At 70.2% G+C, this 20,110-nt stretch carries 18 protein-coding genes; 15 read left to right on the top strand and 3 right to left on the bottom strand.

Annotated elements, in window-relative coordinates:
• Positions 1 to 19: 19 nt before the first annotated feature.
• Complete coding sequence (locus tag B0293_RS29985) at positions 20 to 1,072, top strand: C40 family peptidase (RefSeq protein WP_209437260.1); 1,053 nt, start codon at positions 20 to 22, stop codon at positions 1,070 to 1,072.
• A 78-nt stretch (positions 1,073 to 1,150) separates the two neighbouring features.
• Positions 1,151 to 2,308, top strand: a complete 1,158-nt coding sequence (locus B0293_RS29980; protein ID WP_209437261.1) for a glycosyltransferase family 4 protein — start codon at positions 1,151 to 1,153, stop codon at positions 2,306 to 2,308.
• Positions 2,309 to 2,312: 4 nt separating this feature from the next.
• On the opposite strand, the gene B0293_RS29975 is transcribed toward B0293_RS29980, so the two are convergent.
• On the bottom strand, positions 2,313 to 2,936 hold the full coding sequence (locus tag B0293_RS29975; RefSeq protein WP_005154229.1) for a nucleoside/nucleotide kinase family protein: 624 nt from the start codon (positions 2,934 to 2,936) through the stop codon (positions 2,313 to 2,315).
• 125 nt (positions 2,937 to 3,061) lie between these two features.
• Between B0293_RS29975 and B0293_RS29970 the strand changes: the two genes are divergently transcribed.
• From B0293_RS29970 to B0293_RS29925, 10 genes are all read left to right on the top strand, one after another.
• Positions 3,062 to 3,415, top strand: a complete 354-nt coding sequence (locus tag B0293_RS29970) for an SRPBCC domain-containing protein (protein WP_005154231.1) — start codon at positions 3,062 to 3,064, stop codon at positions 3,413 to 3,415.
• A gap of 24 nt (positions 3,416 to 3,439) precedes the next feature.
• Positions 3,440 to 4,642, top strand: coding sequence for a cytochrome P450 family protein (locus B0293_RS29965; protein WP_005154237.1), 1,203 nt, complete (start codon positions 3,440 to 3,442; stop codon positions 4,640 to 4,642).
• 25 nt (positions 4,643 to 4,667) lie between these two features.
• A complete protein-coding gene (locus B0293_RS29960) occupies positions 4,668 to 5,948 on the top strand; it encodes an adenosylmethionine--8-amino-7-oxononanoate transaminase (RefSeq protein WP_005154245.1) in 1,281 nt (426 codons plus the stop codon).
• A 239-nt stretch (positions 5,949 to 6,187) separates the two neighbouring features.
• Positions 6,188 to 8,446 (top strand): bifunctional SulP family inorganic anion transporter/carbonic anhydrase, encoded by a 2,259-nt coding sequence (locus B0293_RS29955; protein ID WP_005154248.1) that lies wholly within the window; start codon positions 6,188 to 6,190, stop codon positions 8,444 to 8,446.
• Positions 8,447 to 8,802: 356 nt separating this feature from the next.
• Positions 8,803 to 10,992: a SulP family inorganic anion transporter gene (locus tag B0293_RS29950; RefSeq protein ID WP_209437262.1), complete on the top strand. Its 2,190-nt coding sequence runs from the start codon at positions 8,803 to 8,805 to the stop codon at positions 10,990 to 10,992.
• A 49-nt stretch (positions 10,993 to 11,041) separates the two neighbouring features.
• Positions 11,042 to 11,764 carry a dethiobiotin synthase gene (bioD, locus tag B0293_RS29945; RefSeq protein WP_039916570.1) on the top strand — a complete coding sequence of 241 codons (723 nt, stop codon included), beginning with the start codon at positions 11,042 to 11,044 and terminating at the stop codon, positions 11,762 to 11,764.
• Positions 11,765 to 11,848: 84 nt separating this feature from the next.
• Entirely contained in the window at positions 11,849 to 12,865 is a 1,017-nt protein-coding gene (bioB, locus tag B0293_RS29940) for a biotin synthase BioB (protein WP_005154261.1), read from the top strand.
• A complete protein-coding gene (bsaP, locus tag B0293_RS29935; RefSeq protein WP_005154262.1) occupies positions 12,852 to 13,055 on the top strand; it encodes a biotin synthase auxiliary protein BsaP in 204 nt (67 codons plus the stop codon). The genes bioB and bsaP overlap by 14 nt, the downstream gene beginning before the upstream one ends.
• Positions 13,056 to 13,203: 148 nt before the next feature.
• A complete protein-coding gene (locus B0293_RS29930; RefSeq protein WP_005154264.1) occupies positions 13,204 to 13,809 on the top strand; it encodes a DUF2567 domain-containing protein in 606 nt (201 codons plus the stop codon).
• A gap of 46 nt (positions 13,810 to 13,855) precedes the next feature.
• Complete coding sequence (locus B0293_RS29925; RefSeq protein ID WP_005154266.1) at positions 13,856 to 14,914, top strand: M48 family metallopeptidase; 1,059 nt, start codon at positions 13,856 to 13,858, stop codon at positions 14,912 to 14,914.
• Positions 14,915 to 14,917: 3 nt separating this feature from the next.
• Here the strand turns inward: B0293_RS29925 and B0293_RS29920 are convergent, their stop codons facing one another.
• Both B0293_RS29920 and B0293_RS29915 read right to left on the bottom strand, forming a co-directional pair.
• Positions 14,918 to 15,634 carry an LON peptidase substrate-binding domain-containing protein gene (locus B0293_RS29920; protein ID WP_005154269.1) on the bottom strand — a complete coding sequence of 239 codons (717 nt, stop codon included), beginning with the start codon at positions 15,632 to 15,634 and terminating at the stop codon, positions 14,918 to 14,920.
• Positions 15,635 to 15,674: 40 nt separating this feature from the next.
• Complete coding sequence (locus B0293_RS29915; RefSeq protein ID WP_005154271.1) at positions 15,675 to 16,310, bottom strand: NUDIX hydrolase; 636 nt, start codon at positions 16,308 to 16,310, stop codon at positions 15,675 to 15,677.
• A 122-nt stretch (positions 16,311 to 16,432) separates the two neighbouring features.
• Between B0293_RS29915 and nadA the strand changes: the two genes are divergently transcribed.
• Genes nadA through nadC form a run of 3 tightly spaced genes read left to right on the top strand, consistent with a single transcriptional unit; the run spans position 16,433 to position 19,982 of the window.
• Positions 16,433 to 17,443, top strand: a complete 1,011-nt coding sequence (gene nadA / locus B0293_RS29910; protein WP_005154272.1) for a quinolinate synthase NadA — start codon at positions 16,433 to 16,435, stop codon at positions 17,441 to 17,443.
• Entirely contained in the window at positions 17,440 to 19,095 is a 1,656-nt protein-coding gene (locus B0293_RS29905; RefSeq protein ID WP_005154273.1) for an L-aspartate oxidase, read from the top strand. Before nadA ends, B0293_RS29905 begins: the two co-directional genes overlap by 4 nt.
• A complete protein-coding gene (gene nadC, locus B0293_RS29900) occupies positions 19,092 to 19,982 on the top strand; it encodes a carboxylating nicotinate-nucleotide diphosphorylase (protein WP_005154274.1) in 891 nt (296 codons plus the stop codon). The genes B0293_RS29905 and nadC overlap by 4 nt, the downstream gene beginning before the upstream one ends.
• Positions 19,983 to 20,110: the final 128 nt, after the last annotated feature.

Raw genomic sequence — 20,110 nt, 5'->3', positions numbered from 1 at the left:
AAAGGAGACACGCGCGACCGTGCAGTCGCATCCAGTCAAGCGCGTGGTGTCAGGAGCTTTGGCCGCGGCCGCGGTGATCACCGCGGTCACAGTCGCCCAGCCCGCTGCCACTGCAGCCCCAGCCCCCGCCCCTCAGCAGCCCCCCTCCGGCTCGGACGCCCTCGCCAAGTACCGCGACCTCGCGGCACAGGCCGAGAAGGCGAACGAAGACCTCCTCAAGGCGAAGGACGACCTCGCCGCGAAGCAGGGCGAGCTCGACAAGGCCACCGCCGACGCCGCCGCCGCCAAGGACCTCGGCGTCAAGGCGGCCGGTGACGAGAAGACGTTCCAGGCCGAGGTGAACAAGTTCGCCGGTGCCTCCTTCACCAGCGGTGTGCAGCTGAACAAGCTGTCCTCGCTGCTGTCGGGCGCGTCGACCCAGGACTTCCTGGAGCGCTCCTCGGCGCTCGAGGTCCTGGCCGCGAACAAGAACACCGCCCTGAACAACCTGAGCGGCGCCGTCGCCCAGTCCGCGGCCGCCGCGAAGCAGGCGTCGGACGCCCAGAACACGGCCACCGCCGCCCGTGACACCGCCGCCAAGCTGACGACGGACATCGAGGCGCGCAAGAAGACGCTGGACGACCAGCTCAAGGAGATCCAGCGGGCCAGCGGCAACCTGAGCGCCGCGGATCGCAACGCCCAGAAGGACAAGGGTGGCGCGTTCCCGAACCTGCCCGCTCCGGGGCCCGAGGCCGCTGCGGCTCTCTCGGCCGCGAAGAGCAAGCTCGGCAGCCCCTACGACTGGGGCGCGACCGGTCCGTCCAGCTTCGACTGCTCCGGTCTGATGCTGTGGGCGTACAAGCAGGCGGGGCTCACCCTGCCGCGGTCCAGCCGCCAGCAGGCGACCTTCGGCGCCCCGGTGCAGCGGTCGCAGCTCCAGCCCGGCGACCTGGTGTTCTACAACTCGCCGGTCTCGCACGTCGGCATGTACGTCGGCAACGGCATGATGGTGCACGCGCCGACCACCGGTGACGTCGTCAAGGTGTCGCCGCTGCAGAACAACTACGTCGGAGCCCGTCGCCCGACGGCCTGACGCACGGACGAAAAGGGGCGGTGCCGCGCAAGCGGTGCCGCCCCTTTCGCGTGTCCGGCGCCAAGTAGCCTTGCACGGGTGCTGAGGACCCTGCTGGTGACCAACGACTTCCCGCCCCGGCCCGGCGGCATCCAGAACTACCTGAACTCGCTGGCCACCCGCCTGCCCGCGGACGACCTCGTCGTCTACGCCCCGTCCTGGGAATCGAGCACCGGTTCGCACGGCGAGTTCGACGCCGCCGCCCCGTTCGAGGTCGTGCGCCACCCGACGTCCCTGATGCTGCCGACACCGGACGTGCTCAAGCGGGCGAAGGAGATCATGCGGGCCCGCGACTGCGAGGCCGTCTGGTTCGGCGCCGCCGCGCCGCTCGCGTTGCTGGGGCATTCGCTGCGGTCCGCGGGTGCGCGCCGGGTGCTGGCGTCGACGCACGGCCACGAGGTCGGCTGGTCGATGCTCCCCGGCTCCCGGCAGGCGTTGCGGCGGATCGGCGACACCGTCGACGTGATCACGTACGTCAGCAAGTACACGCGCTCCCGGTTTTCGGCCGCTTTCGGCCCGATGGCGGGACTGGAGATGCTCCCGTGCGGTGTCGACACCGAGCTCTACCGGCCGGACGACGCGGCGGGCAAGGAGATCCGCGATCGGCACGGTCTCGGCGACCGCCCGACGATCGTCTGCGTTTCGCGGCTGGTGCCGCGCAAGGGCCAGGACATGCTCATCAGGATCCTGCCCGAACTCCGCAAGCGGATCCCGGACGTGGCGCTGCTGATCGTCGGCGGCGGCCCGTACCGCAAGACGCTCACCGGGCTCGTCGAAGCGCTGGGGGTCCAGGACAGCGTCGTCATCACCGGATCGGTGCCGTGGAAGGAACTGCCCGCGCACTACAACGCGGGCGACGTCTTCGCGATGCCGGCGCGGACGCGCGGGAAGGGACTCGACGTCGAGGGACTGGGCATCGTGTACCTGGAGGCCTCGGCGACCGGGCTGCCGGTCGTCGCCGGGAATTCCGGCGGAGCGCCGGAAACGGTGCTGGACGAGGTCACCGGGCACGTCGTCGACGGTCGTGACGAACAACAGCTGAGGGACACGCTGGCCGCGTTGCTGGCCGATCCGGTGCGGGCACGGCGGATGGGCGCCGCCGGCCGCGAGTGGGTCAGCGAGAACTGGCGCTGGGACACCATGGCGGGCAGGCTTTCCGGCCTGCTCGACGGCGACCCGGTCGCGGCGGTGCGCTGACCGGTCAGGGCTCGAAGCGCGCCGGATGCTTCGGATCGTCGACGCGGATCACCACGTCGGACAGTGCCGCCGGGTCGACTTCCTGTTCGTAGCGTTCGTAGGCGGGGAGCGCCCATGCGTCCGGCACCCGCCGTTCGAGCGCGGCGGGCGAGAGCCACAGGTGCACGCTCAGGTCGAAGGCGAGCCCGGCGCCGAACAGGAATTCGCCGTCCAGCAGGACGACGCCGCCTTCGGGCAGTTCGACGCGTTCGGCCCGGGTGGCGCGATCGCGCACCGGGTCCCACAGCGACGGCAGGACCAGGCCGCTGCCGTCGTCGGCGAGCGGGTCGAGCACTTCACGGCGGAGGGCGCCGAGGTCGAGCCAGTCGGTGTAGCGCGAGTCCGGATCCTCTTTGCCGCGTTCGAACCGCAACGAGGCGGGGCGGAGGAAGTCGTTCGCCGAGATCCGCAGCGCCGCGTGACCGGCCACTCGCAGCGGATCGACCAGGGCGTCGGCGAGTTCTGTGGTTTCGGTCGCACCGGCCGCGCCGTCGATGCCGACCGCGATCCGGCGGCGGCCCGTGATCGCCGTGATGCGTTCGGTCAGTTCGGAGACCAGCAGAGCGGGAGAAATCGGACGGTAGCGCACAGACAGAGATCCTCCACCCGGACCGGTGACTGTCGCACGGTACACCCGATGGGATGATGGCCCGCGTGACCAAAGCAACGGCCAAAACAGCCGGAAGTGGTTGGCAGGTAGGTGTTTCCCAGACGGTGCCGTACAGCGGCGCACAGGTGTGGGACTTCCTGGTCGGACGCGAGGGCGTGGGGATCTGGCTCGGTCCGGGCGCCGACCTCGGCACCGAGCCGGGCGCGCCGTACGAGACGGCCAACGGGACGACGGGCGAGATCCGCGGTCGTTCCGAGGGTGACAAGCTCCGGCTGACCTGGCGGCCGAAGGACTGGGACCACGACTCGACCCTGCAGATCACGGTGAGCGGCACCGAGCAGAAGACCACGCTCCGGTTTCATCAGGAATGGCTCGCGGGCGCCGACGAACGCGAAGAACAGCGGGCATACTGGACCGAAGTGACCGAGCGAGTGGTGGCCGCGCTGGCCGAACGCTGACCGGCGCGCTGGGGAGGCGGGCCGATGCGGGAAGACCTCAAGATCTTGGACTGGGATCTCGTTCAGGAACCGCACCGGGTCTCCGCGCTGCTGCGGGAAGGCGGCCGGGTCCGTAAGGTGCGCATGCCGCGCGGCCTGGACGTCTGGATCGTCACCGGCCATGCCGAGGCCCGCGCCGTGCTGTCGGATCCCCGCGTCGGCAAGGACACGGGGGAGATCCGGCGCCTGTTCGACCGCGACGGCTTCGAATCCGCGGGGGACAGTGCCGTCCAGGCCCTCAACGGGCACATGCTCAACTCCGATCCGCCGGACCACACACGGCTGCGCAAACTGGTCAACCAGGCCTTCACCTCACGCACGGTTTCCCGGCTGCGGCCGAGGATCGAGCAGATCACCGCGGAACTGCTGGACGGCATCGGCGACGCCGAGCGTGTCGACCTGCTGCCCGCGTTCGCCGTTCCGTTGCCGATCAGGGTGATCTGCGAACTGCTCGGCGTCCGCGCGGGCGACCAGCCGTCGTTCGCGAAGTGGTCGAACACGATGCTCGCCTGGTCGACGCCGGAGGAACTCCGCGCCGCGGCGGGGAAGATGCACGCGTACCTCGTCGAACTCATCGAGGAAAAACGCGCCGAGCCCGCCGATGACCTGCTTTCCGGCCTGATCCAAGCCAGCGACGAGGGTGACTCGCTTTCCGGGGAAGAACTGCTGTCGATGGCGTTCCTCCTGCTGGTGGCGGGGTTCGAGACGACGGTCAACCTCATCGCGAACAGCGTCTTCGCGCTGCTGCGGCAGCCGGGACAGCTGGCCGCGCTCCGGGCCGATCCCGCCCTGCTGCCCGGCGCGGTCGAGGAGTTCCTGCGCTACGACGGCGCGATCCACCTGGCGACCCTCCGGTTCACCAAGGAGGCCGTCCAGGTCGGCGACGTCGAGATCCCGGCGGACGAGTTCGTGCTCGTCTCCCTGATCGGTGCGAACCGGGACGCCGAACGGTTCGAGGACCCGCACCGGCTGGACGTCACGCGGCCGGCGGCGGGGCATCTCGCGTTCGGGCACGGGATCCACCACTGTGTCGGCGCCCCGCTGGCCCGGCTGGAGGCCGAGATCGCGCTGCGCGGCCTGCTGGAGCGATTCCCCGGCCTGAGCCTGGACGCCGATCCGGAATCCTTGCGGTGGCGGGAAAGCGCCCTCGTCCACGGCCTCGAAACCCTCCCTGTGCGCCTGCGCTGAGCGGGGCGTGTCGTAGGGTCGCCGGATGGACGCCGCCGAACTCCTCGCGCTCGACGCGGAACACGTCTGGCACCCGTACGGGCCGATGCCGAGCCCGATCGATTCCCTGCTGGTCCGCGAGGCGAGCGGAGTCCGGCTCACCCTCGACGACGGCCGGGAACTGGTCGACGGGATGTCGTCCTGGTGGGCGGCGATCCACGGCTACCGGAACCCGGTGCTGGACGCGGCGCTGGCCGAGCAGGCGGGCCGGATGAGTCACGTGATGTTCGGCGGGCTCACCCACGAACCGGCGATCAGGCTGGCGAAGACGCTGGTCGACCTCACCCCGGACGGGCTGCGGCACGTCTTCCTGTGCGACTCCGGTTCGGTGTCGATCGAGGTCGGCGTCAAGATGTGCCTGCAGTACTGGCAGTCTGTGGGGCGCAAGGAAAAGCGGCGCCTGATGACCTGGCGGGGCGGCTACCACGGCGACACGTTCACGCCGATGAGCGTCTGCGACCCCGACGGCGGGATGCACTCGCTGTGGCGCGGGATCCTGCCGGACCAGCTGTTCCTGCCCAAGCCGCCCGGGCGATTCGGCGACGAACCGGATCAGGCCTACCTGGACCTGCTCGCGGCCGAGATCGAGCGGCACGCGGGCGAACTCGCCGCGATCATCGTCGAGCCGGTCGTGCAGGGCGCCGGCGGCATGCGGTTCCATCCGCCCGCGTACCTGCGGGCGCTGCGCGAGATCACCGAGGCCAACGACGTCCTGCTCATCTTCGACGAGATCGCCACCGGGTTCGGCCGCACCGGCCGGATGTTCGCCGCCGAACACGCCGGGGTCACCCCGGACGTCCTGTGCCTCGGCAAGGCGCTGACCGGTGGTTACCTGTCGATGGCGGCGGCTCTGTGCACACCGAGGATCGCCGACGGGATCTCCCGGGGCGAGCTGCCGGTGCTGGCGCACGGTCCGACGTTCATGGGGAACCCGCTGTCCTGCGCGGTCGCCAACGCCTCGCTGGGGATCCTGGCCGAAGGTGGCTGGAAGTCCGACGTCCCGCGGATCGAAGCCGCGCTGAAAGCCGGTCTGGAACCGGCTCGCGAGCTGTCTTCGGTCGCCGACGTGCGGGTGCTCGGCGCGATCGGCGTGGTGGAACTGGACCACCCGGTGGACATGGCCGTCGCGACCGACGTGCTCACTTCGAACGGGGTCTGGCTGCGCCCGTTCCGGAACCTGATTTACACGATGCCGCCCTACATCTCCGACGCGGAAGACCTCGCGACGATCACCTCGGCCGTGGTCGCGGCCGCGCAAAAAGCCTGAAACAGGCCGAATTCAACCGAAAGAGTGTGACGGCGGCCACAGCAATCCGCAAAGGCCACGCTGAGTACAGAGCGTGGTCGTGGGGTGTTCGTGGTCAAGCGAACGGGCGAGTCCGATCGGGATCCTTCTCGGGTGCTTTGTCGTGAAAAGGTGTTATGCCCTAGTTCTTCGATGCACAAGCAAACCTGAGAAACCTTTGCGTAGCGGACTTTTGCGCGCCGATCGGGTTTCCTGCCCCCATGATCGACATCGTTGGTGACGAGCACGACACCGGGCCTCCGGGCCGCCGCAATCCCGCATCGACCCTCCTGAAGAACCTTCGCCACGACCTCCCGGCTTCGGTCGTCGTCTTCCTCGTGGCCGTCCCGCTCTCGCTCGGCGTCGCCCACGCCGCCGGAGCCCCTCTGCTCGCCGGACTCATCTCCGCCGTCGTCGGCGGACTCGTCGCGAGCTTCTTCGGCGCTTCCGTCCTCCAGGTCAGCGGTCCTTCCGCCGCGCTGACCATCGTCATCGCCGAGACGATCGCCACCTTCGGCTGGGCCGCGACCTGCGCGATCACCGCCGCGGCGGGCGTGGTCCAGATCCTCTTCGGGCTCAGCCGCGTCGCACGGGCCACGCTGGCGATCTCGCCCGCCATCGTGCACGGCCTGCTCGCCGGCATCGGCCTGATCCTCGTCCTCGGCCAATTGCACGTCGTGCTCGGCGGAGCGGCGCAGAGTTCCACGATCGCGAACGTCCTCGCGCTGCCGGGCCGGATCGTCGGCCACCACGACCAGGCCGCGCTCGTCGGCGTGGTCACCGTCGGTGTCCTGCTGGCGTGGACCCGGATGCCGCGTTCGGTGCGCCGCGTCCCCGGTCCGCTCGCCGCCGTCGCGCTGGCGACCGGCCTTTCCGTCGTGGCCGGGATGGACCTGCCGCGCGTCGACCTCCCGAACGGCTTGCCAGGGCTGGGTTTCGTCCCCGAGGCGCCGTCCGGGTCCTGGGTGGCGATCATCGCCGCCGTCCTCTCCATCGCGCTCATCGCCAGCCTGGAGAGCCTGCTTTCCGCCGTCGCCATCGACAAACTGCGCGACGCACCGCGCACCGACCTCAACCGCGAACTGATCGGCCAGGGCCTGGCGAACGTCGCCGCCGGTTCGCTCGGCGGGTTCCCGGTCACCGGCGTCGTCGTGCGCACCATGACCAACTTCGAAGCGGGCGCCCGCACCCGGATGTCGGCGATCCTGCACAGCGTCTGGATCCTCGGCTGCTGCCTGTTCCTGGCGGGCGCGCTGCGGCTGATCCCGCTCGCCGCGCTCGCCGGTCTCCTCGTCTACGTCGGCGCGAAACTGGTCAACGTCACGAATCTGCGCGAAGTCCGCCGCCACGGCGACCTGCCGGTCTACCTCGCGACCCTGCTCGGCGCCGTCGCCGTCAACCTGCTCACCGGTGTCGCCGCGGGGATCGCGGTGGCGCTCGCGCTGATGCTGCGCCGGATGCTGTTCTCCGGGATCCACATCGAAAAGGACGGTTCGCGGACCCGCGTCGTCATCGAAGGCGCGCTCACTTTCCTTTCCGTGCCCAGGCTCACGACCGTCCTGGCCGAAGTCCCCGAGCGTTCGGAAGTGACGCTGGAACTCTTCGTCGACTACCTCGACCACGCCGCTTTCGACTGCTTGCGCGGCTGGCAGCGCGCGTACGAACGCACCGGGGGAGTCGTGATCGTCGACGAGATCGGGCATCCGTGGTTCGAACGAGGAAAGGCCGGTGTGCCGACCGTGCGCCGCGGCGTCGGGTTGCGCGTGGTGCCGCGCTGGCTCGCGCCGTGGTCGGAATGGCAGGCCGAACACGTCGAACTGCCGAGCCAGCGCGGCGGCAGCGTTCCGTTGTGCCGTGGCACCTCGGAATTCCAGCGGCGGACGGCGCCGCTGCTGCGGAGCACCTGGGACGGGCTGGCGAACGGCCAGCAGCCACACACGCTCTTCGTCACCTGCGGCGACGCGCGGATCGTGCCGAACCTGATCACGACCAGCGGGCCGGGGGACCTGTTCACCGTGCGAAACATCGGAAACCTCGTCCCGCCCGCCGGCGCCGACGCGGATTTCTCGGCGGGGGCGGCGATCGAGTACGCCGTCGGTCTGCTGCAGGTGCGGGAAGTGGTGGTGTGCGGGCATTCCGGCTGCGGGGCGATGAAGGCGTTGCTCGGTGAAGCGCCCGCCGGGCTCGACCATCTCGGCGGCTGGCTGCGCCACGGTGAAGCGACCGTGCGGCGCAGGCAGAGCGAAGGGCCGGTGCTGCTCGACGGCGTCCGTGCCGACCACGAGCCCGATCGGCTCGCCCTGCACAACGTGGTGCAGCAACTGGAGAACCTGCGTTCGTACCCGGTGGTCGAGGCCGCGCTGGCCCGGGGCGAACTCCGGCTCACGGGGATGTACTTCGACGTCGGCAAGGCGAACGTGTACCTGCTCGACGCGGCGCACCGGTCGTTCACTTCGGCCACTTCACCGGTGAAGTCCTGAGTCTCGATTCGAGGTCTCTTGAGGAGTAAGGCAAACGTGGCGGGCTGATAAAGGGGACTTTCGCCGCGTCGCGGGCGGAGAAGGTTCCCTTCTCGTCCCGAAGCCCGCCGACCCTGGGATGTCCCCAATGCCACATTGGTGGCACGCCTCAACGACAGGACACGCGGCGCCGAAGCCTTGACCGGGCGGCCGATCGGAACCTCTCAGGATTTGGGACACCGCAAGGCCTTTCGCAACATCGACGACATCTCCAGGCAACAAAACGGCTCAAACGTGGCCCACGCCACCCTTCTGAAGGACGATATTCACTCGATCAGGTGGTGCATAGCGGACAAATCACCAGTTTCCTGGTGATCATGAAGTCCCAACGACTCGCCGTGCTCCGTCACGACCTGCCCGCATCCTTGGTGGTGTTCCTCGTCGCCGTCCCGTTGTCACTCGGGATCGCTCTCGCGTCAGGGGCGCCGATCGTCGCGGGGCTGATCGCGGCTGTCGTGGGAGGTGTGGTCGCCGGAGCCCTCGGCGGCTCCCCGCTTCAGGTCAGCGGCCCGGCCGCCGGCCTGACGGTGATCATGGCGGAAACGATTGCCACCTTCGGCTGGAAGACGACCTGCGCGATCACCGTCGCCGCGGGCGCGCTCCAGATCCTGCTCGGGCTGAGCCGCATCGCCCGCGCGGCGCTCGCGATCTCGCCCGCCATCGTGCACGGCATGCTCGCCGGTATCGGCGTCACGATCGTCCTCGGCCAGCTCCACGTCGTGCTGGGCGGATCGGCGCAGAGTTCCGCGCTCAAGAACATCGCCGAACTGCCCGCGCAGATCGTCGGCCACCACGACACCGCCGCGCTGATCGGCGTGCTCACCATCGGCATCCTGCTGCTGTGGCCGCGGCTGCCCGCGTCCGTCCGCAAGGTGCCCGGCCCGCTGGCCGCGATCGCGCTGGTGACCGTGCTCTCCGTCGTCGCCGGGATGACCCTGCCCCGCGTCGACCTGCCCGGCGACCTGCTCAACATCCGCTTCGCCCCCGAATTCCCGGACACCGGCTGGGGCGCGTTCGCCCTCGCGGTCATCACCATCGCCCTGATCGCCAGCGTGGAGAGCCTGCTGTCGGCCGTCGCGGTCGACAAGATGCACACCGGGCCGCGGTCGAACCTCGACCGCGAGCTGATCGGGCAGGGCGCCGCGAACATGACCTCCGGCGCGCTGGGCGGCCTTCCGGTCACCGGCGTGATCGTTCGCAGCTCGACCAACGTCGCCGCCGGCGCCCGCACCCGCGCTTCGGCGATCCTGCACGGGGTGTGGATCCTGGTGTTCGTCGCCGCGTTCGCCGGGCTGATCCAGAACATCCCGCTCGCCGCGCTGGCCGGTCTGCTCGTCCACGTCGGCGCGAAACTGGTGAATCCCGGCCACATCAAGCAGGTCCTCAAACACGGCGACCTGGGGCTGTACCTGGTGACGCTCGCCGGTGTCGTCGTCTTCGACCTGCTCACCGGCGTCCTGCTCGGCATCGGGCTTTCGGTACTGCTGATGCTGCGGCGCACCGTGTGGTCCGGGATCCACGCCGAACGCGACGGCGACGAATGGCGCGTCGTCGTCGAAGGCGTCCTGACGTTCCTTTCGGTGCCGAGGCTCAGCCGGGTGCTCGCGACCGTGCCCGACGGCGCGAAGGTGACCCTGGAGCTGGTCGTCGATTACCTCGACCACGCCGCCTTCGAGAGCCTCTCGAACTGGCAGCAGGGGCACGAACGCGCCGGCGGCGAGGTGATCGTCGACGAGGTCGGGCATCCGTGGTTCGCCAACGGCAAATCCGGCGACCCCACCCTGTCCAGGACGGCCGCGGCGCGTTCGGTGCCCCGGTTCCTCGCGCCGTGGTCCGACTGGCAGGCCAAGGACGTCGAGGTGCCCGGTCAGCGCGGCGGGCCGACGCTGCGCGGCGCGACCGAGTTCCAGCGGCGCACGGCCGCGCTCATGCAGCCCGCGCTCAGCAGGCTGGCCGGTGGGCAGTCGCCGCACACCCTGTTCATCACCTGCGGTGACGCGCGGATCGTGCCGAACATGATCACCACGAGCGGTCCCGGTGACCTGTTCACCGTCCGCAACATCGGGAACCTGGTGCCCGCCCGCCGGACCGACCCGTCGATGGGCGCCACCGTCGAGTTCGCCGTCGGCGTGCTGAAGGTGCGCGAGATCGTGGTCTGCGGGCACTCCGGCTGCGGCGCGATGCAGGCGCTGGCGACCGGTGCACCCGACGGCGCGCCGCTGCTGTCCTCCTGGCTGAAGCACGCCGAGCCGAGCGCCAAGCGCAAGGCCCCCGTGACCCTCGACGGCGAACGCCCGGACACGGAGACCGATCGGCTGGCCCTGCAGAACGTGCTGCAGCAGCTGGAGCACCTGCGGCACTATCCGCTGATCGCCGAGGCGGAGGCCCGCGGCGAGCTCCACCTGACCGGGATGTACTTCGACGTCGGGGCGGCGCAGGTCTACCTGTCGGATGACGAGAGCCCGTCGTTCACCCCGGTCGGCGCCGTCACCACTTCCGGGGGCTAATCGACACCGTTCAGCGGGACTCGATCCGGACCGACTAAGTTACTTGTACGTGAGCATGCTGGTCATGACCGGCACCGGTACGGGTGTCGGCAAGACGATCACCACCGCCGCCATCGCCGCGTTGGCCGCCGGGCAGGGCCAACGCGTCGCCGTGCTGAAACCGGCGCAGACCGGGGTCGGTCCGGACGAGCCGGGTGATCTCGCCGACGTCCTCCGGCTCGCCGGTCCGGTCACCACTCGTGAGCTGCGGAGGTACCCGGATCCGCTGTCACCGGAGGCCGCGGCCAGGCTCTCGGGCCTGCCGACGCTGCCGCCGAGCGAGATCGCCGCGGCCGCGAGCGACCTGGACGGCGAGCACGACCTCACGCTCATCGAGGGCGCGGGCGGTCTGCTGGTCCGGTTCGACGCCGACGGCGCCTCACTCGCCGACGTCGCCTGGTCGCTGGGCGCGCTGGTGATCATCGTGGCCGAGGCCGGGCTGGGCACGCTCAACGCGACCGCCCTGACCGCCGAGGTCGCGACGAAGCGCGGGCTCACCGTGGCCGGGGTCATCATCGGCTCGTGGCCGGAGGATCCGGACCTGGCGTCGGTGTCGAACCTGCAGGACCTGCCGGTCGCGGCCGGTGCGCCGCTGCTGGGCGTGCTGCCCGCCGGTCTCGGGGACGCCGAGCCCGAGGAGTTCGCGGCCAAGGCCAGGGCGGGGCTCTCTCCGTGGTTCGGCGGCGAGTTCGACCCGGAGTGCTTCGTCGGCCGCGCGTCGGCCCAGAAGTGATCTGCGTCGCTGTGGCCGAAGCGCCCGGTCGTGCACGATGATGTGCCTTCGCTCTACCGCCCCACCCCGAACAGGAGCCGCCTCGTGACCACAGCCCCGGAGACCGTCGACATCCTCGCCGTGGCGCGCGAGCAGGTCCTCGAGCGTGGTGTCGGGCTCACCGAAGAGCAGCTCGTCGAGGTCCTGCGGCTCGACGACGACCGCCTGACCGACCTGCTGGCGCTGGCCCACGAGGTCCGGATGCGCTGGTGCGGCCCCGAGGTCGAGGTCGAGGGCATCATCAGCCTCAAGACCGGCGGCTGCCCCGAGGACTGCCACTTCTGCTCGCAGTCCGGCCGCTTCCCGACGCCGGTGCGTTCGGCGTGGCTGGACATCCCCGGCCTGGTCAAGGCCGCCCGCCAGACCGCCGAGACCGGCGCGACCGAGTTCTGCATCGTCGCCGCCGTCCGCGGCCCCGACAAGCGGCTGCTCTCGCAGGTCCGCGAGGGGATCAAGGCCATCCGCGAGGACGGCAACGACATCCAGATCGCCTGCTCGCTCGGCATGCTCACCCAGGAGCAGGTCGACGAACTCGTCGAAATGGGCGTGCACCGCTACAACCACAACCTGGAGACCGCGCGCTCGCATTTCGCGAACGTCGTCACCACGCACACGTGGGAAGAGCGCTGGGAGACCCTGCGCATGATCCGCGAGGCGGGCATGGAGGTCTGCTGCGGCGGCATCATCGGCATGGGGGAGAGCGTCGAACAGCGCGCCGAGTTCGCCGCGCAGCTGGCCGAGCTGAACCCGGACGAGTGCACGATGAACTTCCTCATCCCGCAGCCGGGGACGCCGTACGAGGGCTACGAGATCGTCGAGGGCAAGGACGCGCTGCGCACCGTGGCCGCGTTCCGGCTGGCGATGCCCCGTCCGCTGCTCCGCTTCTCCGGCGGCCGTGAGCTGACCTTCGGCGACCTGGGCACCAAACAGGGCATGCTCGGCGGCATCAACGCGATCATCGTCGGCAACTACCTGACCAACCTCGGCCGCCCGGCGACCGCGGACCTGGAGATGCTCGACGAGCTGAAGATGCCGGTGAAGGCGATCAGTGACGTCCTCTGACCGACCGGCGTTCTGTGTCCACTGTGGACAGACGTCCGACGGTGGCGCGGAGCATCCCGCCTGCCACAACCCGAGAACGGCACTCGAACCGCCGCGCTTCTGCACGTTCTGCGCGCGGCGGATGGTCGTCCAGATCACGCCGGTCGGCTGGACGGCTCGATGCAGCCGTCACGGTGAACTCGCCGGCTGACTTCCCGCGTTTCGTCCTCTGAATGCGGTACATGCGTGTGCAAGTACCGCATACAGAGGACGAAACGCGAGAGATGCGTGCCGGGTCGCGTGCGCTGGGGGTGTCATTGGTTACGCTCTGCACAAGCAGCTTGAGGGAGGAGTCCGGGTTGGGCGAGACGACGGGCAAACCGGCACACCTGTCTTCCAGCGTGCCCGATCCCTGGTCGGTACCCGTGCTGCCGAGGCCACGCCGCCCGCACCCCAAGGTCGTCGTCAAGGCCGATCTGCTGCCGGCGGTCAGCGTCCTGTCCACGGCGGGGCTGCTCGGCTTCCCGCTGGCCTGGCTGTGGTCACGGCTCGCGCCGCCGCAGCGGATGCGGGTCATCAACGACCGCGGCGGTCTCGCGCCACTGGAACTCGAGAGCTGGCACCGCTTCGACGACCTCGCCGTCTACGGTTTCCTCGCGCTCGGCGCCGGGCTGCTGATCGGCATCGTGACCTGGCTGCTGCGGGAGCGCCGCGGCCCGGTCGTCATGATCGCCGCGACCGGCGGCGCGGCCCTCGCGGGCTGGCTGGGCACGACGATGGGCGTCTCGTTCGCCAACGGCCGCTACGAGATCACCTCGGCGCCCGCCGTCGGCGACGTCATCGCGAAGGCGCCGCAGATCGAATCTCCGTGGATCTTGCTGGCCGCGCCGCTGATGACCGCGCTGGCCTACACACTGCTGACCGCGTGGAACGGACGGGAAGACCTGGGCCGCCGTCTCGGCTGACGAATTTCCTCTAGGGTGGGCGGCAACATCTCTAGGGGGCTTTCTCTTGACCGACGACATCGAGGTTTCCCGGCACAACGCCGTCCGCTTCCCGGGCATCAGCCCGCGCGCCTACGAACATCCTGTGGATCGCGGCGCCTTGGCCACGCTTCGCGCGGTTCCCGGGTTCGCGCAGGTCGTGAAGGCGGTTTCGGGCTTCTACGCCGAACGCGGCGAGCGGCTCATGGCGCTCGCGTCCGCGATCCGGGTCGGCCCGAAGCAGTACCCGGAACTGGACAAACTGCGCAACGAATGCGCCGAAACGCTCGACCTCGACCGCGTGCCGAACCTGTTCGTCGCCCGCAGTCCCGAGGTCAACGCGCAGACGATCGGGATGGACGAGCCGTTCATCGTGCTCAACACCGCGGCCGTCGAGGCGATGGACCTCGCGTCGCTGCGGTTCGTGATCGGGCACGAGATGGGGCACGTGCTGTCCGGGCACGCGGTGTACCGCACGATCATGATCCGGCTGATCGGCCTGCAGATGTCGATGTCGTGGACGCCGGTGAGCGCGATCGGCATCCGCGTCGTCATCGCCGCGCTGCGCGAGTGGTACCGCAAGGCGGAGCTGTCCTGCGACCGCGCCGGGCTGCTGTGCTCGCAGGACCCGACGGCGGCGCTGCGGTCGCAGATCCTGGTCGCGGGCGGGATCGACCCGTCGAAGATCGACATCCCGGCGTTCCTCCAGCAGGCGTCGGAGTACGAATCGGTCGAGGACATCCGCGACAGCTACCTGAAGCTGCGTTACGTCGAGACCATGTCGCACCCGCTGGCCGTCGTGCGCGCCGCGCAGCTGCAGAAGTGGGCGGCTTCCGAGGAGTACCGGTCGATCCTGGCCGGTGAGTACCCGCGCCGCGACGCGGACGCGCCGTCGTCCACCTGGAGCGACGACCTGAAGTCGGCCGCGAAGTCGTACAAGGACTCCTGGAACAGCTCGTCCGACCCGCTGACGAAGGTGTTCAGCGACGTCGGCGAGGCGGTGTCCGGGGCGGCGGGCAAGGTCTGGAGCAAGTTCGGCGGGGGCAACGGCCCGGACGACGGTCCTGCCCAGGAGTCCGGCAAGTAGGGCTCAGTTCAGGTTCGAGGGCCGGGTGAACTCGCCGAGTTCCCCCGGCGGCATCGGCACGGCGCCCAGCGTGCTGAGGAACCCGGCCTCCCGCGTCAGCAGCCTGCACGCGATCCGCAGGCGCCGCAGCGGGTTGGTCTCCTCCAGCAGGCGCTGCCGGTCTTCCATCGGGAGCAGGCAGTCCGCGGTGAGCCGGTACGCGAGCGCCGCGATGTCGCCGTCTTCGGGCGGGGTGGTCCAGTCCTCGGCGTTCCAGGCGGACTCGCAGTAGCGCCGATGCGCCGCCTTGGCGACGTCGGCGAGCCTGTTCACGGTGTCGCCGTGCACCGAGGCGACCCGGTCGTCGGGCACCCACTCGACCGCGCCGATCAGGTACGGCGCGGAAACGCGGTCGATCTCGAGCAGCCGGAACCGGCGCCGCGCGGTGGTGACGACGTCGAATCTGCCGTCCGGCAGTCGTTTCGCCTCGCGCAGCACCGTGCTGCAGCCGACCTCGTGGACGTGCTCGGGCCCGCTCACCTCCCTGATCATCGCCGAACGCAACGCGATGACGCCGAACTCGCGGTCCGGGACGACATCGCCGACGAGGTCGGTCATCAGCTGCCGGTACCGCGGTTCGAAGATGTGCAACGGAAGGTGTGTTCCGGGCAGAAGCACGGTCTGTAGCGGGAACAACGGCAAGATCGCCTTCCCGGAGGACTCATCGCTCGGCTCGGTCACCCGTTCAAGGTACGGGGACCGCGAGGACTTCGCAGGACGGTCACTTTCCGGCAGGTGGGCGGAACACCGCGAACGGGTCGGTGATCTGCATCCCCTTGCCCGCGAAGGAGAAGAGCGCCGCCGGACGTCCGCCGCTGCGTCCGGGAGGGGCGGTGTGGCCGGTGGGGAGGAGCAGCCCGCGCCGGGACAGCACGCGTTGCAGGTTCGTCGCGGACACCCGGTAACCGAGCGCGGCCGAGTACAGCCCCCGTAACGCCGAAACGGTGAACTCCTCCGGGGCGAGCGCGAACCCGAGATTCGTGTAGCAGAGCTTCGAGCGCAGCCGGTCCCGCGCGCGCAGCACGATGGACTCGTGGTCGAACGCCGTCCGCGGCAACTCGGAAACGTCTTGCCATTCGGTGTCTTCCGGGATCTCGGGGTCCACATCGGACGGAACGAGGCCGAGGAACGCCGTCGCCACGACGCGCGGACCCGGCACCCGGTCCGGCGCGCTGAACACCGCCAGCTGCTCCACATGCTTCAGCTGGCGTACGTCGACCTTCTCCGCGAGCTGCCGCCGAATGGACGCCTCGACGTCTTCATCCGGGCGAAGCCTGCCGCCCGGAAGGGACCAGCGGCCCAGATGGGGATCGAGCGCGCGCCGCCACAGCAGGACCCGGAGTGTGTCCGAGCGCACTTGAAGGACCGCTCCCAAAACCTCGTGGGCCAGGGGGGTCTGGGTGTTAAGATGACTTCGCACGGTTTTCGATTGTAAGGCGAAAACCGACAGTGGACAAATCGGTCCGGAGGGCCAGAACGATGACGATCACGTTTGAGAACGAACTGACTCCCTACGGTGGCGTCGTCGCCGACGCGGCTTGGGCGGAGGAGGTGCGGAGCCTCGCTCGCAAGCGTGACGCCGTCCTGCTCGCGCACAACTACCAGGTTCCCGAGATCCAGGACATCGCCGATTTCACCGGCGACTCCCTCGCGCTCAGCCGGATCGCGGCGAACAGTGACGCGTCGACCATCGTCTTCTGCGGCGTGCACTTCATGGCCGAGACGGCGAAGATCCTGGCGCCGGAGAAGACGGTCCTGATCCCGGACGCGCGGGCCGGTTGTTCGCTCGCGGACTCGATCACCGGCGCCGAACTGCGCGCCTGGAAGGCCGAGCACCCCGGCGCGGTCGTCGTGTCCTACGTGAACACCACGGCCGAGGTCAAGGCGGAGACCGACATCTGCTGCACCTCGTCGAACGCCGTCGACGTGGTCGCCTCCATCCCCGCTGACCAGGAGGTTCTGTTCCTGCCGGACCAGTTCCTCGGCGCGCACGTCAAGCGCGTGACCGGCCGGGAGAACATGCACATCTGGGCCGGGGAATGCCACGTGCACGCCGGGATCAACGGTGCCGAGCTGGCCGAGCGGGCCTCGGAGAACCCGGACGCCGACCTGTTCATCCACCCGGAATGCGGCTGCGCGACGTCGGCGCTGTACCTCGCGGGAGAGGGCGCTGTCGCCCCTGAGAGGGTCAAGATCCTCTCGACCGGCGACATGGTCCACGCCGCCCGCGACACCAAGGCGAAGTCGGTGCTCGTGGCCACCGAGATCGGGATGATCCACCAGTTGCGCAAGGCCGCGCCGGAGATCGACTTCCGCGCGGTGAACGACCGGGCGTCCTGCCGGTACATGAAGATGATCACGCCCGCCGCCCTGCTGCGGTCGCTGCGCGAGGGGGCCGACGAGGTCCACGTCGACGCCGAGACCGCCGCCCGAGCCCGCGCTTCCGTGCAGCGCATGATCGAGATCGGGCAGCCTGGCGGCGGAGAATGACCGGCCCGGTTACCGCCCTCCAGGCGAAAACCAACCCGGCTTGGGAGGCCGCTGCCGATCTCGTGGTGATCGGCAGCGGAGTGGCCGGGCTCACCGCCGCGCTGCGCGCCCGGGAACTCGGGTTGCACGTCCTGGTGGTCACCAAGGCGGCCGTCTCCGACGGGAACACCCGCTGGGCGCAGGGTGGGGTCGCGGTCGTGCTGGAGGGTGAACACGAGCGGGGCGACTCGGTCGGCAAGCACGCCGAGGACACGCTCACCGCCGGTGCCGGGCTCTGCGACGAGGACGCCGTGCGTTCGATCATCGCGGGCGGCCCGGCCGCGGTGGCCAGGCTGCGCGCCCAGGGCGCCCGCTTCGACCTGGCGGCCGAAGGGCGGACCGAGCTCGCCCGCACGCGGGAAGGCGGGCACAGCGCGTTCCGCGTCATCCACGCCGGTGGTGACGCGACCGGCGCGGAGGTCGAGCGGACACTGGTCGCGAAGGCCGGTGGCAGCCGGATCCCGGTGCTGGAACACCACATCGCCGTCGACGCGATCCGTACGCCGTCGGGCGAGGTCGTCGGTGTGACCGTCCTGGACCACCACGGTGTGCCGGGCGTCGTCCGGGCGCCCGCGGTGCTGCTGGCCAGCGGCGGACTCGGGCAGCTCTACCACGCGACGTCGAATCCGGAGATCGCCACGGGGGACGGGCTGGCGCTCGCGTTGCGCGCGGGGGCGCAGGTCGCGGACGTCGAGTTCGTCCAGTTCCACCCGACGGTCCTGTTCACGCCCGGCGCGCGCGGGCACTGCCCGCTGGTCACCGAGGCGGTGCGCGGCGAGGGCGCGACCCTGATCGACGCGACGGGCGCTTCGGTGATGCGCGGGGTGCACCCGCTCGGCGACCTCGCGCCCCGGGACGTCGTCTCGGCGGCGATCACGCGCCACATGGCGCAGGCGCCCGGCGGTATCGATGATCACGTTTTCCTCGACGCCACAGGGATCTCCGGGTTCGCGAAGCGATTCCCGACCGTGTACGCGGCGTGCGCGGTGCTCGGGCTCGACCCGGCGAAGGATCCGATCCCGGTCACGCCGGCGGCGCATTTCTCCTGCGGCGGCGTGGTGACCACTGTGGACGGACGCTCCGGCGTTCGCGGTCTCTACGCGGCGGGCGAGGTCGCGAGGACCGGTCTGCACGGCGCGAATCGCTTGGCCTCCAACAGTTTGCTCGAAGGACTGGTCGTCGGGCGGCGGGCGGCCGAGGCGGTTGCCGCGGACCTCGCCACCGGACAGCTCGGCGACCCGCGCCGCGGTGTACTCGCGCACCGGGCGACCGTCCCGGTGGCCGATCGCGACGCGATGCAGCGCGCGATGAGCCGCTACGCCGCTATCGGACGGGACGCGGAAGGCCTGTCGGTCGTCGGCTCGGTGCTGGACCTTTCGACCGTCGAGAGTCCTTTGTGGACGACTCGGATCGTCGAGGACGCGGCGCTCACGCTGGTGGCGGAGGCCTTGGTCGCGGCGGCCGCGCGCCGGACGGAATCGCGCGGCTGCCACGTGCGGACCGATTTCCCCGAACGTGACGACAGCGCCTGGCAACGCGGTCAGCTCATCCGGCTCAGCCCGTCGGGGCAGCCGGTGCTGGCCGATCCGATCGCTTTGGAGGGTGTGGCATGAGCGAATTCTCCCCGTGGGTCACCAAGGCACTGGCCGATCACGGTCTCGACGTCGCCGACGTGCGGCGCGTCGTCACCACGGCCTTGGCCGAAGACCTTCGCTACGGGCCCGACGCGACGACGAACGCCACGGTGCCCGAGTCCGCCCGGGCGCTGGCCGAACTCACGCCGAGGACGGCCGGTGTGGTCGCCGGGATCCCGGTGGCGCTCGCGGTGTTCGACGTCGTGCTCGGGTCGAGCCTGGAGATCCTTGCGGCCCGCGACGACGGTGACCGGCTGACCGCCGGCGAGCCCGCGCTGGTCGTCCGCGGCCCGGTGCGCGGCCTGCTCACCGCCGAACGCACCGCGCTGAACCTGCTGTGCCACCTGTCGGGCATCGCCACCGCGACCGCCGCGTGGGTGGCCGCGGTGGAGGGGACCGGTTGCCGGGTCAGGGATTCCCGCAAGACCCTGCCCGGGCTGCGGCTGCTGGAGAAGTACGCCGTGCGCGCGGGCGGCGGGGTGAACCACCGGCTCGGGCTCGGTGACGCGGTGCTGATCAAGGACAACCACGTGGTCGCCGCGGGTTCGGTGACGGCCGCGCTCGCCGCCGCGCGCGAGCACGCGCCCGAACTGCACTGCGAGGTCGAGGTCGACGACCTGGACCAGCTGGAGGAGGCGCTCGCCGCGGGCGCCAACGAGGTGCTGCTGGACAACTTCACGCCCGACGAGTGCGCGAAGGCCGTCGACCGGCGCGACGAGGTTTCCCCGAAGACCCGTCTGGAATCCTCCGGTGGGCTACGGCTGGACGTCGCGCGCGCGTACGCGGCGTCCGGGGTGGACTTCCTCGCCGTCGGGGCGCTCACCCATTCCTCACCCGCGCTCGACCTCGGGATGGACCTGCGCTGACCTGAGTGGTCACCATCGGAAGTCCTCCTGGGGTCTCGACGGCCCAGCTTCCCGCTGGACGCACGGCCGTGAGACCCGAGTACAACCCGGTACGAGGACCTCACGGCCGCACGCCCAGCGGAAACCTG

It is taken from the genome of Amycolatopsis azurea DSM 43854 (assembly GCF_001995215.1).
Lineage (GTDB): Bacteria > Actinomycetota > Actinomycetes > Mycobacteriales > Pseudonocardiaceae > Amycolatopsis > Amycolatopsis azurea.
Note: the sequence above shows the minus strand (reverse complement) of the source record. Positions and strands in the feature narration are given on the sequence as shown.